Here is a 12,656-nt window from a genome sequence, read left to right as displayed (position 1 = left end):
ATGGATGGGGCACATTGTCGATCGTAGAAACTGCGGAGGAAAACGAATTGCGAACAATGTATCATTTTTTGAACACTTAAATGTGGTAAAATAGTGGGATTGCAGATAACAAATGGAAGGGGAGGAATACCGAATGAATAAACAACAAGTGCTTTCCATGGAAGGATTGCGCATGAGATATGGCGGGCGTTACGTGTTGAATGGCATTGATCTTGAGGTAAATCGGGGAGAAATGATCGGGTATATCGGTCCCAACGGCGCGGGAAAAAGCACCACCGTCAAAATCATGCTTGGTTTGGTTCAGGGGTTTTCGGGCAAGGTCCGCATCTTTGGCCAAGATATAGAGGATGGCAGCGTGGAATACAAACGCAGAATCGGTTACGTGCCGGAAGTGGCCGATCTGTATGAACAATTGACACCAGCGGAATATTTGACGTTTACCGGCGAGCTGTACGGCATTCCGTACGAGGAGGCCGACTATAAGGCGAAGCGGCTGATGGACTGTTTTGGACTGGAGAAATCCTATCATTCGCGCATCTCATCCTTCTCCAAAGGCATGCGGCAAAAGGTGCTGTTAATCTCGGCGCTGCTGCATGATCCGGATCTGCTGTTTCTGGATGAACCGCTCAGCGGGCTGGATGCCAACAGCGTCATGGTATTCAAGGAGATTATGGCTCAGCTCTCGGCCAAGGGTACGACGATCTTCTACTCCTCGCACATTATGGATGTGGTAGAGAAGATCAGCAGCCGCATCGTGCTCATTCAGGAAGGCCGCGTCATGGCGGACGGCACGTTCAGAGAGCTGCAGCAGCAGTCCAAGGAGGGCAGTCTGGAGGAAGTATTCAACCAGCTGACGGGTTTCAATGAACATAAGACGATTGCGGAGCGTTTCGTGTCCATTGTACAGGAGGTGGGCTGAGTGGTGGAGAGACCGGACTTTCGCTCGCTGCAGATCTTGGACCGATTTCGCGGCCTGGTCGAACGCACGGGAGCCGATTACGACATGCTGCGTCTGATTTTGCAGGTGAAGTTCCAGATGGATGGACGCAGGGTGCCGACCATTTTGTCGGGGTCCAGGGCAGCCAAGGAAAACAAGGACGGCAATATGTACATTCGTTCCCTGTGGTTCTATGCGTTGATGGGCATCATTATGGTGCCTTTCATGATCTGGGATATGGGCCCCTACATCCTGTCCATGAGTATCGTGACGGCGATGCTGATGTTCATCATCATGACGTCGATGGTTTCCGATTTTTCCGCGGTGCTGCTGGATATCCGGGATCGCAACATCATTTTGACCAAACCGGTAAACGCCCGAACCGTGGGCTTGGCAAGAGCCATCCATGCAGGCGTGTATTTGCTGCTCCTGACCGGTTCCTTGACGGCCGCTCCGCTCGTTGCTGCGTTTGTCAAACATGGCATCATCTTTTTTGTCATCTTTCTGGTGGAGCTCATTCTGATGGTATCGCTTGTGCTCGTAAGCACATCCCTGGTCTATTTGTTCATGATGCGATTCCTGGACGGGGAAAGGCTCAGGGACATGATTAACACGGTTCAAATCGCATTGTCCATCAGCATCGCGGTAGGATATCAGCTCGTCATTCGCTCGTTCTCCATCATCGACACAGACATGGTGTATACCCCAGACTGGTGGCAGATGTTTCTCCCTCCGGTGTGGTATGCGTCTGCGTTTGAATGGTTGTTAGGCGGTGGCGGGAATGCTTGGATTTACGTCTTCACCGCGCTGGGCGTTCTTGTCCCGATGATCGGCATGTTTGCATACGTGAAGCTTATGCCGTCCTTTGAGCTTTATCTGGAGAAAATGGCCCATTCCGGGCAAACGTCGAAGCGCAAGCGTGGCCGTTGGGATCGGCGCATCGCGCAATTGTTGTGCCGCTCTAGGGAAGAACAGGCTTGCTTCCGCTTGTCAGCGAACATGATGCGGAACGAACGGGAATTCAAGCTCAAAGTATATCCTTCCATCGGCTTATCCTTTGTGCTGCCTTACGTGTTCTGGCTCACCTATTTGCAGTCGGAGTCGTGGGGCGAGCTAAGGCAAAGTTCGATGTTCTATACGATGTATATCATGTTGTTTCTAATTATGTCCGTCGTGCTCATGCTCAAATTTTCGGGGAACTACAAGGCATTCTGGAGCTTCCGTGCCGCCCCGCTGGCGCATGACGGGGTATTGTACAGCGCGGCGCTGAAGGCGTTCGCCACCAACGTGTTCCTGCCCATGTATCTGCTTAACGCCGTCGTGTTCGGCTGGACGTTCGGGTGGAGAATCGTCCCTGATCTCATAGTCATCCTGCTCACCGCGTTGGCGCTGATTCCGCCGTCCGGCAAGCTGCTGCTGAAGCAGCCTCCATTCTCCCAGTCCTTCAGCATGGCGCAGCAAAGTGATGGATGGATCATTCTCGCGTATTTGCCTGTCATTGGCCTGCTGTGGGGACTGCACGCATGGGTGCGTACTTTGCCTGCAGGCATTTGGATCTATCTCGCCATATTGCTTGTAGCCAATGTTGTGCTGTGGACGGTGCTTTATCGGCCAAGCTCCGGGATGGCTTCCGGACGGCAGCTTGAACCTCCCTCTTGGCGCTGAACGTCCATAATCCGCCGCGCGCATCGCGGCACTTTCATGCCTTCCGGGCAGATTTCGTCCATCCCGTTTAAAATTCGTGCTTTACGTCCAATGATGAAGATAAGGTGCGTCGAACGAAGATGCAGGCGAGAGAACGAATCGGAGTTGGAGCGAGGTTGTACTTTCTCGCATGCTGCCCGCCAGGTTCGGAAAAGAGAGGGATGTGCGATTGTTTAAAATATTGTTGTTCATTTTCGCGATACAGATCGTGTACGTGTCGGCATATACGCTGCGGATGATCCTGACGCTGAAAGGTCAAAAGTACATCGCAGCTCTGATCAGCATGGGCGAAATCGTCATTTACGTGTTGGGGCTCAATCTCGTGCTCAGTTATTTGAAGCAGCCTGCGGCGTTGATCGTCTATGCGGTGGGGTATGGACTTGGCGTGCTCTTGGGGGCATGGATCGAGGAGAAGATTGCATTGGGCTACGTCACGGTGAAGGTGATCTGCAACCAGATGGACGGAAGCCTGGCGAATGCGTTAAGAGATAAGGGATACGGAGTAACCTCATGGGTTGGCAGCGGCCGGGACGGGGATCGGCTGGTGATGGAGATTTTGGCTAAACGCAAAAACCAGAAGCTGCTCTACCAGACCATTTTGGCACTCGATCCGAAGGCGTTTGTCATCACGGTGGAACCGAAACAGTTCCATGGCGGATTCTGGACGCGTTCCATTAAGCGGTAAAGCTCAACAATCAACGAACCACGAATCCGAGGTGTCTTATTTGGCGGAAATCTGACGATTCCAGGGGGAGATGCGAAGCGTACTCGCGCTATGTTCAAAAGAATGGCGCATGTATGCTTTGCTTCGCCCTCATTCGCGTGCCTGGGATGCATAAATCGTGTAGAGGCCCAAACCCCAAAATTCATGTATAAGGTGTGCAAAGACCATAAGCGTTTGCATCCCCATCCCTAACAGGATAAGGGCTCGTTACGACTAAGCGCGTGAATTCTGGAAAGGTTGGAATTGGAAGATGGCGGTTGAATGAGGTAGAAATTAGGATGGGGGTTTACCTTGTTGATGCTGTAGGCATTTCAGACTGGATCAAGGCAGGGTTAAACATGAATGATGGGAGGTTGCTTTAGGTGGATCACAGCCGCTTTTCCGCCTCAAAAACATGAATGTGATCCAGAGATTATTGTCGTAACCGGTTTCCCGAATTACATTGGGAGCATGTCCGTGCGGTCCGGGAAAGGGCTGGCGAACGTACACATTCCATTATGAATCGGGAGGCATCGTTCTATGAGAAACAAGATTCGTACGTTGTGCAGCGGGGCCCTGGCGCTTGCATTGGGTTTCACGCTTCTGGGTGCAGGCGGGTCGGATGTGAAGGCGGCGGGAAACGCCGACTATAATCTGACGGGCTTCTCCCAAGGCAATGCAGGCGGAGGCATCGTGAGCGAATCGGATACCGCCAAATACCGGAAGGTGTATACGGCGAATGATCTGCAGGCAGCGCTCAAGAAAGGGTCTGGCGTCAAGGTGGTCGAGATCATGAACGATCTCCATCTGGGTTGGAACGAAATTCCGGGCGCAGCGCAGACATCCCCGTTTGCCAAACATAACGATGCGCTGACCCATCCCGTGTTGAAGCAGACCGGCGTCAGCAAGGTGACGATCGACGGCTTTAACGGTCTGACTATTTTTTCGGCCAACGGGTCCAAGATCAAACATGCAGCATTCTCGATCAAACGCAGCTCCAATGTGGTCATTCGCAATCTGGAATTCGATGAATTATGGGAGTGGGACGAGTCGACCAAGGGCGATTACGACAAAAACGACTGGGATTACATTACGCTGGAAGAAAGCAGCGGCGTCTGGATCGATCACTGTACATTCAACAAAGCGTATGACGGTCTCGTGGATTCCAAAAAAGGAACGAGCGGCGTGACCATTTCCTGGTCTCTGTTCAAAGGCGACGACGGCAGCTCGAATAGTTGGGTTACGCAGCAGATCAACGAGCTCGAGGCAAACAAATCCGCCTACCCGATGTACAACTATCTTCGCAGCAGTGCCGTGGGCCTGAGCAAAGCGGACATTATCGCCGTCGCTTCCTCGCAGAAAAAAGGGCATCTTGTGGGCTCGACCAGCCTTGAGGCGGCCAACGCAAATCTGTCCATGACGCTGCACCATAACCTGTACAAAGACATCCAGGACCGCATGCCGCGCCTGCGCGGCGGCAATGTGCACGCGTACAACATCATTATGGATGCAAGCGGAGCGCGTGCGGCCAAGGGCAAAATTACGTCAGCCATGGCCTCGGCCATTTCGTCCAAAGGGTATAAGTTCGACGTCACCAGCAATGGAGCGATTTCGACGGAAAGCGGTGCCGTGCTGGTGGAAAAATCAGTCATCAAGGACGTGGTATACCCGGTCCGCAACAATCAGACCGATCCGTCCGATGCAGCGTATACGGGCAAAATTCGGGTTGCCGACACGATCTATTCGCTGGACGGAAGTTCGTTCCGGGGCGACAGCGATACTTCGGGGAGCCCGCTTGGCCCTGTCCCCGCAGCTATTAAGGCGTTTTCGTGGAACGGCTTCTCGTCTCTGCCTTACAGCTATTCGGTGGACGATCCATCCACGCTGAACGCGCGGCTTTCCGGTTCGAACGGAGCCGGTGCCGGCAAGCTTTCGTGGTCTAAGGAGAATTGGTTGAAGGTCGCCTACTAAACGGCAAAAGAGCCTGGAGAGAACGGTTTGCCAGACATGGCTGAGGAACGGTGAAGTTGAACGGCGCTGTGCTTTGCCAAGTCAACGCCAAACACCCCGGGAACGTTCGCGTTCGCGGGGTGTTTGTATTCGGTCGAACCGACGTGCAAAGCTGTGCCTGCGCTCAAACCCATTCGGGGCTTGAACGATCGAGCAAACTGCGTAGGCTGACGCTTTGGGCAGCCGCGATTGAGGCATCCCGAGGAACGGGTGGGCGGTACAGTTCTTATAGCGGATGCTCCGCATTAGCGGGCGGCGTGCTGACGGAATCGCGGTAGATAATGTTCCCCTTGACCTGCACGCGTCCGAAGCTGCGGTTAGGCTGCTCGATTTTTTTCAAAATGGATTGTACGGCGGTTCGCGCCATATGTTCGACATCCACTTCCACTGTGGTGAGCTTTGGATCGGACAGCATAGCGTAAATGTCGTTATCGAAGCCGACCACAGAACATTGATCCGGTACCCGAACCCCCATGGAGGTCAGCTTCTGCACCAGCAGGTGCGCTACCTGATCGCAGTTGCAGACAAAAGCGGTAGGCAATTCCTCGGGCAGTTCGATCTCGACAAAGGTTCCCCTTTCGTCCCGATCGTTGAGCACCAGTTCCTGGTTTAGCGGAAGCCGGTGCTCCAGCAAGGATTTGTAATAGCCGAGGAAGCGGTCCTGAATGCTGCTGGTCGAATACAGATTGCCGACATAGGCGATTTGGCGATGGCCCTGCTGAACGAGGTAGTTGGTCAGCTCGTATGCGGCATAGAAATTGTCCGTGACCACCGAGTCGATATCCGCATGTTCGTCGTAAAAATCCAAAAATATTTTCGGCGCTTCCATCGACTGCACCAGTTCGATGTATTCTTTGCTGATCTGACCCAGCACGATGAACCCATCCACCTTGCTCTCGCTGTACAGTCGCGGCAGCGTCAATGCTTTTTCGTCGTGTTCGTTCAAAATATGGAGGATGCCGTAGTAGCCCTGATCCTCCAGATGCTTCGTAATCCGTTGGAAGACACGAACATAGAACGATTGGTCGGGCCCGGTGAAGCGCTCGGGAATAATGACGCCGATGTTGTGCGTCAGGCCTTCCTTCATCGACCTTGCGGCAGCGTTGAAGCGGTAGCCCATTTCCACGGCCAGCGCCTTGATCTTCTCCTTCAACTCGTCGCTGACGCCTTCCTTATCGTTAAGTGCTTTCGAGACGGTCACACTGCTGACCCCGAGCCTGTCGGCGATATCCCGCATGGTGATGTTGTTCTTCAGCTTTGGTCGCCCCCTTCAAGCCGGTATAGGTCCAGTGTGCAGTCCTCCAATTACCGGTTTTCTTCATTTCGTTATGCATAGTAACAATCCATATCAGTATACATCGTTACTCGCGCGGAATAAAGAAATTCGAGGGTAAAGAAGGCCGTTCCTGGCCAGCGGAAGGATCGGTCTCTTCGGATGCGCTTCAGGTTGTTTGGAGCTGCAGCAGTTTTTCGTTCTGCGCGATAAGCTCGCCGCGCTGAATGGCGCAATCCAGGGAGCGATATGGATCGGCTGGCGTATTGAAGGTGTAATCGACCAGCTTATCCAACGTCGTCGTGGCCACATGGCAGCGGGTATCGCTGGATGCGTAATAAATGAATACCTCGTCCTTCTCGTTGACTACGGCGCCGTTGCAGAAGATGACGTTGGATACGTCGCCTACGCGCTCATCGTCATAAGGTGCGATGAAATGCCCGCCGGGTTTGGCGATCACTCGCGCCGGGTCCTCCAGGGCCGTCGCGAACGTGTACAGCACGTAACGCAGGCCTGCGGCCGTATTGCGCACCCCGTGAGCGATATGGATCCAACCGCGGTCGGTTTTGAGCGGAGCGGGCCCTTGACCGTTTTTCACCTCATAAACCGTGTGGTAGCGGCGTTCGTCCATGACGCGCTCTTCGTCGATCTTCGGATTAAGGATGTCATCGCACAATCCGAATGCGATACCGCCGCCGGTGCCTGTAGAGATGAATCCGTCCTGCGGTCGGGTATAGAACGCGTATTTGCCGTCCACGAATTCCGGGTGCAGCACCACGTTGCGCTGCTGCGGCGATTTCGTTTGAATGTTCGGCAGGCGCTCCCATGTGGCGAGATCCCGCGTCCGTACAAGCCCTGCCTGGGCTACGGCGCTGGACGTGTCCGATGCGGGCACGTCAGGGTCCTTGCGCTCCGAACAGTAAATGCCGTAGATCCAGCCGTCTTCATGCTTGACGAGCCGCATGTCGTACTGATTGGTTTCGTCCGCATCAATGTCGTTCCAGACCAGCGGGGCACCCGTGAAACGGAATCCGTCGATGCCGTTATCGCTTTCGGCAAGCGCAAAGATGGATTTCCGGTCCAATCCTTCGGTTCGTACCACCAAGATATATTTTCCCTCGTGATAGATCGCGCCCGGATTCAAAGTGGCATTGATGCCGAGCCGTTCCATGAAATGCGGATTGGTCTGCTCATTCAGATCGAATCTCCAGTGCAGCGGTACGTGATGGCGCGTAACGACAGGATAGCGGTATCGATCGTATATGCCGTTGTAGAAAGAATCGCATTTCTCATTCGGACGGTTCAGCAGCAGTTCTTGTTGTTCGAGCATGTCATAATATTTCGGGTGTATCATCGTTATCCCATCCTCTCGATTAGTTCGATGCAAAATCGGCTGTTATGGTAAGGGCATTTCCATGGCCCGGCCATTTCGTGAAGGCTTGGCGTGCCGTCCGCGGCGACCGACCAGAACCATTCCCCGCCCGGACGCGAATCGACGATATGCTCCTTCGTGTATTTCCACAATCCGCTTACCTTCTCCAGAAACGAAGTATCCCCAGTGCGCTGATATGCATTGTAGAAACCGACCATCGCTTCGGCCTGAACCCACCAGATTCTCGTGTCGTCCACGCGGCCGTCTTCCCGCTCGTTGGCGAGCGAACCGTCCGGCTGGATCGCTTCGGCGGCAATGTTGTAGGCAATATCCTTCACCATCGAAGAATATTGGGGATGCTGATCCAGTCCAAGCACACGAAGGGTATCGTCGATCAGCCAGCTCGCCTCGATGTCATGTCCGTAGGATTGCAGGTCAATGATGGAATTCCACTGTTTATCAAAAAACACCCCCAGAAATGCGGTGTCCGGGTTGTACACATGTTCATGCAAAATGGCGAGCAAACGCTCCAGTGCAGCCTTCACCCTGGCATCCGGCCAGACGCGGTACAGGGTGGTGTACGCCTCCAGCACATGTATGTGCGTATTCATCGTATAGTCCGCGATGACCCCGTTTTCGCTTAACATTTCATTGGGCTGTTCGTTCCAGTGACGGTCGAACTGCTCCTTGTAGGCAGGCAGCTCCTTGTTCAGACCTTTGTCCTCGATCAGGTCGAACAGGGCCCGAGCCAACCCCAGCGCCGAGGTGTCTGCTGTCGCTCGGTAATACTCGCTGAGCGAGTAAACCCCGAATGCTTGCGCATATACATGTTTGCTGGTGTCGAGGGCTTTTCCGTCGGCCTCTACCATCCAGTACAGCCCGCCGTGCTCGGCATCGAGCAGATGATTGACGAGAAATCGGTAGGCGTGCTCCGCATGCTCGCGCCATTTCGCTTCGCCCGTCACGCGATATGCGGCTGCAAAGGACCATAGCTGGCGCGCGGTTGCAATCCCGCCTTTGGGGGCATCCTGATTCACGCGCAGGCCGTTGTCGACCCAGCCGTAGTATCCGCCGTGCTTGTCATCCTTAAGGGCGGACCAGAAAGGCAAAATTTTCTCTTCCCAGTGCGCTTTGATTTCGTGTTTGAGTTGTGCTGCCTCGATCATGAATGAGCGCTCCTTCAGATTTGGTATGAACGTATTTTAATTAAAACATAAAATAAAGTAATCGGTAACCTTAGTTTATTATATTATGGGGGAGAAGGTTGGATGTCAATGAGCCGTTATGTATTCCATCGAAAAGAAGCAATGTTTCTCTGTATTGACACGTAAGCGTTACCAATATAGAATTCATTTTGTAACCTAAACGATAACTTAATTTATAACTCGAAAGGGGTCGAAGCTTCATGAAGAAACCAAAAGGTTGGATGCTGCTGCTCACCATGCTGCTCATTACTTCATTGCTTGCAGCATGTTCGTCGGGAGGCGGGACTTCGGCAGGCGAAGAAATCAGCACGGACCCGGCCGACATCAAAGGCGAAATTACGGTATTGACGCAGCGGACGGATATCGTGGACACCGTATTCAAGGAGTACGCCGCAGAATTCAACAAGGAGTATCCGGATGTAAAGGTCAACTTTCAGGCATTGGCCGATTATGAGGGTCAGGTGAAGATCCGCATGAGCACGAAGGATTACGGTGATGTGCTCATGATTCCGACCAGTGTGCCGATTGCGGATATTCCTGATTTCTTCGAGCCGCTTGGCACGTACGACGAGCTGAAGGACAAATACACCGCCATCGAAGAACGCATGGTGGACGGCAAGGTGTACGGCATTCCGACGGTGATTACGTTCTCCGGCATCATTTATAACAAACAGGTCTTCAAGGATGCGGGCATTGCCGAATTGCCGAAAACGCCGGAGCAATTTCAGGCCGCTCTGCAAGTCATCAAAAATAACACCGATGCGATCCCGCTCTATACGAACTATGCATCAGGCTGGGCATTGACCCAATGGGAATCGGATTTGCCTACCGTGGCCGGCAGCATCGATTACGTGAATGTAGAACAGCCGAACACCGATGATAACTTCGTGCCAGGTCAGCCGCATTACGAGCTGTACAAGGTGCTGTATGATGCCGCCAAGAACGGTCTGATCGAGAAAGATCCGACAACAACCGATTGGGAGAGCTCCAAGGCGGATCTGGCGAATGGGAAAATCGCGACGATGGCGCTTGGCTCTTGGGCCATCACGCAGATTCAGGATCTTACCGACAAACCGGACGACATCGGATTTCTGCCGTTCCCGACCAATGCAAGCGAGGTCATCGTGCCGCTCTCCGCGGACTACAACATCGGCATGAACGTGAACAGCGAGAACAAACCGGCCGCCAAGGCATGGATCGACTGGTTCCTGGCCAAATCCAATTATGCCGTCGAGCAGGGCGGCGGCATGAGCGCCGACAAGAGCGCGGAACTGCCTCCGATCCTGAAGCAATACAGCGACGTGAAATTTTCGACGTTGACGCCGGCGAAGGAAGGGCAGGAAGGATTGATCGACAAAATCGACAACGAAGGCGAAATCGGCCTTTGGCAGCCGGACTTCAAGAAACGCATCATCGAAGCCGCCATCGGCAATCGCAGCGAAACCTATGACGACATCATGAAAGACCTGAACGACAAGTGGGTCAAAGCGCGTGCCGAAGTCGCAAAGTAAATCATCCGTCGGCGTTGCGATCCGGTGAGAGAGAAAAGGAGTTGTCTGGGAAACGGGGCCTGCCGGGTTCCGTTTGCCGGGTAGCGTACACCCGGATCGCAAGCCGTTTCAGTCTGGATCAGGAGTCGTGCGGCGGGCGGCATGTTCCCGAACGCCGTTCAATCGACGTTTTTGCAAATAGCGGAGATATCCGCTGGGAGGTGTGGAGAGCATGAAATACTTGAAGGTTTCCGATTGGGGCTATTCGGCTCAACGCAAACTGATTATTATCCTTTTTTCCATCGTGCCGTTGGCACTTTTGTTTACCTTCGCCTACTTGCCCGTGTTCAACATGTTCAAGTACAGCTTCACCGATTGGAACGGATACAGCAAGCGCATGGACTATGTCGGCTTCGAAAATTACGCACGCATCTTCAGTGATCCGGAGTATTTCAAAGTATTCATCGTCAGTGCCTATTATTTCGTGGCTACGTTTGTGCAGATGGGGCTGGCTCTATATTTTGCCACCATTCTGAGCTTCAATTTGCGAGGCAAAAATTTGTTCAAGGGCGTGCTCTTTTTCCCGTACCTGCTGAACGGGGTGGCGATCGGATTCATCTTCCTGTTTTTCTTCAAGCCGGACGGCACGCTGGATACATTGCTGAACGCACTTGGCCTCGGTCAATATACGCAGCTGTGGCTCGGAAATCCGAACATCATCAACGTTTCGCTGGCGAGTGCGTCGGTGTGGAGATATATGGGCTTCAACTTCATTATTTTCCTTGGAGCGATCTCCTCCATTCAAAAAGATGTGTACGAAGCGGCTGATATTGACGGAGCCAATCGCTGGCAGCAGTTCCGGCATATCATCCTGCCGAGCATCGTCAAGATTTTGCAGCTTAATCTGATTTTGGCCATCAGCGGCGCCATTAGCGCGTTCGATATTCCATATATCATGACCGACGGCTCCAACGGAAGCATGACGTTTGTGATCCAGACGGTACATTTGGCCTTCAAATACGGCAAGCTGGGGCTGGCTTCGGCTATGGCGGTCGTGCTGCTGCTGATCGTCATCGTAGTAACGATGATCCAGCGCATCGCCATTAAAGGGGAGGACTGAACATGCAACAAGCCAAATATACGCTCGCGGGCATTTTCAAGTATGCCTCGCTCATCATCGCCGCATTGGTCGCTTTGATCCCGATTGTGGTCGTGCTGTTCGCTTCCTTCAAAACCAACGGAGAATACGCAACGAGCAGCCCGCTGGCCCCGCCGGAGAACTGGCTTAACTTCGCCAATTACACGAAGGCGTTCGTGGACGGCAACATGCTTACAGGTTTCAAAAACACGCTGATCATTCTGGTCATCTCCATCATTGGAGCAACGCTCACCGGTTCCATGATCGCCTACATTCTGGACCGTTTTAACTTTCGGGGCAAAAAGGTGATGCTGACCGCCTTTCTGCTGGCGACGCTCATTCCGAGCGTAACGACGCAAGTCGCCACCTTCCAGATTATCAATGCGCTGGAGCTGTTCAATACGCGCTGGGCGGCCATCGTCATGTATCTGGGCACCGACATTATTGCCGTATATATTTTCCTGCAATTTCTGGGTTCGATCTCCACGGCGCTGGACGAGTCGGCCATGCTGGACGGGGCGTCCTACTTCACCATTTACTGGAGAATCATTTTGCCGCTGCTCAAGCCGGCCATCGTGACCGTCATTATCGTCAAAGGGGTCAACATCTATAACGATTTCTACACGCCGTTCCTGTACATGCCCAAAACCGATTTGCAGGTCATCTCGACCGCTCTCTTCAAGTTCAAGGGCCCTTTCGGCTCCCAATGGGAGGTCATCAGCGCAGGCATCATGATCGCTATCATTCCTACCGTGATTATTTTCCTGCTGCTGCAGAAATACATCTATAACGGCTTCACGCAAGGTTCGGTCAAATAGTCGGAT

At 53.1% G+C, this 12,656-nt stretch carries 11 protein-coding genes; 8 read left to right on the top strand and 3 right to left on the bottom strand.

Going from position 1 to position 12,656, the window contains the following annotated elements:
- Nucleotides 1-133: 133 nt before the first annotated feature.
- The 4 genes from MKY59_RS29790 (at nt 134) to MKY59_RS29775 (ending at nt 5,315) form a co-directional block, all read left to right on the top strand.
- On the top strand, nt 134-919 hold the full coding sequence (locus tag MKY59_RS29790; protein WP_236413356.1) for an ABC transporter ATP-binding protein: 786 nt from the start codon (nt 134-136) through the stop codon (nt 917-919).
- On the top strand, nt 920-2,602 hold the full coding sequence (locus MKY59_RS29785) for a hypothetical protein (protein WP_339275180.1): 1,683 nt from the start codon (nt 920-922) through the stop codon (nt 2,600-2,602).
- Nucleotides 2,603-2,810: 208 nt separating this feature from the next.
- The gene (locus MKY59_RS29780; protein WP_236413354.1) at nt 2,811-3,326 is read left to right on the top strand and encodes a DUF2179 domain-containing protein; all 516 of its coding nucleotides are present in this window, start codon (nt 2,811-2,813) and stop codon (nt 3,324-3,326) included.
- A gap of 558 nt (nt 3,327-3,884) precedes the next feature.
- Nucleotides 3,885-5,315 carry a hypothetical protein gene (locus MKY59_RS29775; RefSeq protein WP_339275178.1) on the top strand — a complete coding sequence of 477 codons (1,431 nt, stop codon included), beginning with the start codon at nt 3,885-3,887 and terminating at the stop codon, nt 5,313-5,315.
- 265 nt (nt 5,316-5,580) lie between these two features.
- Here MKY59_RS29775 and MKY59_RS29770 read toward each other — a convergent pair whose 3' ends face one another.
- The 3 genes from MKY59_RS29770 to MKY59_RS29760 form a co-directional block, all read right to left on the bottom strand.
- Nucleotides 5,581-6,591: a substrate-binding domain-containing protein gene (locus tag MKY59_RS29770; RefSeq protein WP_236413351.1), complete on the bottom strand. Its 1,011-nt coding sequence runs from the start codon at nt 6,589-6,591 to the stop codon at nt 5,581-5,583.
- 205 nt (nt 6,592-6,796) lie between these two features.
- Nucleotides 6,797-7,981, bottom strand: a complete 1,185-nt coding sequence (locus MKY59_RS29765; protein ID WP_236413350.1) for a glycosidase — start codon at nt 7,979-7,981, stop codon at nt 6,797-6,799.
- A gap of 2 nt (nt 7,982-7,983) precedes the next feature.
- A complete protein-coding gene (locus MKY59_RS29760) occupies nt 7,984-9,165 on the bottom strand; it encodes an AGE family epimerase/isomerase (protein WP_236413349.1) in 1,182 nt (393 codons plus the stop codon).
- Nucleotides 9,166-9,404: 239 nt separating this feature from the next.
- Between MKY59_RS29760 and MKY59_RS29755 the strand changes: the two genes are divergently transcribed.
- Genes MKY59_RS29755 through MKY59_RS29740 form a run of 4 tightly spaced genes read left to right on the top strand, consistent with a single transcriptional unit; the run spans nt 9,405 to nt 12,650 of the window.
- The gene (locus MKY59_RS29755) at nt 9,405-10,715 is read left to right on the top strand and encodes an ABC transporter substrate-binding protein (RefSeq protein ID WP_236413348.1); all 1,311 of its coding nucleotides are present in this window, start codon (nt 9,405-9,407) and stop codon (nt 10,713-10,715) included.
- Nucleotides 10,716-10,756: 41 nt separating this feature from the next.
- Entirely contained in the window at nt 10,757-10,930 is a 174-nt protein-coding gene (locus tag MKY59_RS29750; RefSeq protein WP_236413347.1) for a hypothetical protein, read from the top strand.
- Nucleotides 10,927-11,814, top strand: a complete 888-nt coding sequence (locus MKY59_RS29745; RefSeq protein ID WP_339275177.1) for a sugar ABC transporter permease — start codon at nt 10,927-10,929, stop codon at nt 11,812-11,814. The genes MKY59_RS29750 and MKY59_RS29745 overlap by 4 nt, the downstream gene beginning before the upstream one ends.
- A 2-nt stretch (nt 11,815-11,816) precedes the next feature.
- On the top strand, nt 11,817-12,650 hold the full coding sequence (locus tag MKY59_RS29740; RefSeq protein WP_339275176.1) for a carbohydrate ABC transporter permease: 834 nt from the start codon (nt 11,817-11,819) through the stop codon (nt 12,648-12,650).
- Nucleotides 12,651-12,656 lie beyond the last annotated feature (6 nt).

This window comes from Paenibacillus sp. FSL W8-0426 (genome assembly GCF_037969725.1).
In the GTDB taxonomy this organism is placed as follows: domain Bacteria; phylum Bacillota; class Bacilli; order Paenibacillales; family Paenibacillaceae; genus Paenibacillus; species Paenibacillus hubeiensis.
This window is presented reverse-complemented; position numbering and strand designations above follow the sequence as displayed.

Bases quoted from the DNA above. Each gene is read 5' to 3' on its own strand.
- MKY59_RS29790 (WP_236413356.1), top strand. From the start codon at position 134: ATGAATAAACAACAAGTGCTTTCCATGGAAGGATTGCGCATGAGATAT.
- MKY59_RS29775 (WP_339275178.1), top strand. From the start codon at position 3,885: ATGAGAAACAAGATTCGTACGTTGTGCAGCGGGGCCCTGGCGCTTGCA.
- MKY59_RS29770 (WP_236413351.1), bottom strand. From the start codon at position 6,591: ATGCGGGATATCGCCGACAGGCTCGGGGTCAGCAGTGTGACCGTCTCG.
- MKY59_RS29765 (WP_236413350.1), bottom strand. From the start codon at position 7,981: ATGATACACCCGAAATATTATGACATGCTCGAACAACAAGAACTGCTG.
- MKY59_RS29760 (WP_236413349.1), bottom strand. From the start codon at position 9,165: ATGATCGAGGCAGCACAACTCAAACACGAAATCAAAGCGCACTGGGAA.
- MKY59_RS29755 (WP_236413348.1), top strand. From the start codon at position 9,405: ATGAAGAAACCAAAAGGTTGGATGCTGCTGCTCACCATGCTGCTCATT.
- MKY59_RS29745 (WP_339275177.1), top strand. From the start codon at position 10,927: ATGAAATACTTGAAGGTTTCCGATTGGGGCTATTCGGCTCAACGCAAA.
- MKY59_RS29740 (WP_339275176.1), top strand. From the start codon at position 11,817: ATGCAACAAGCCAAATATACGCTCGCGGGCATTTTCAAGTATGCCTCG.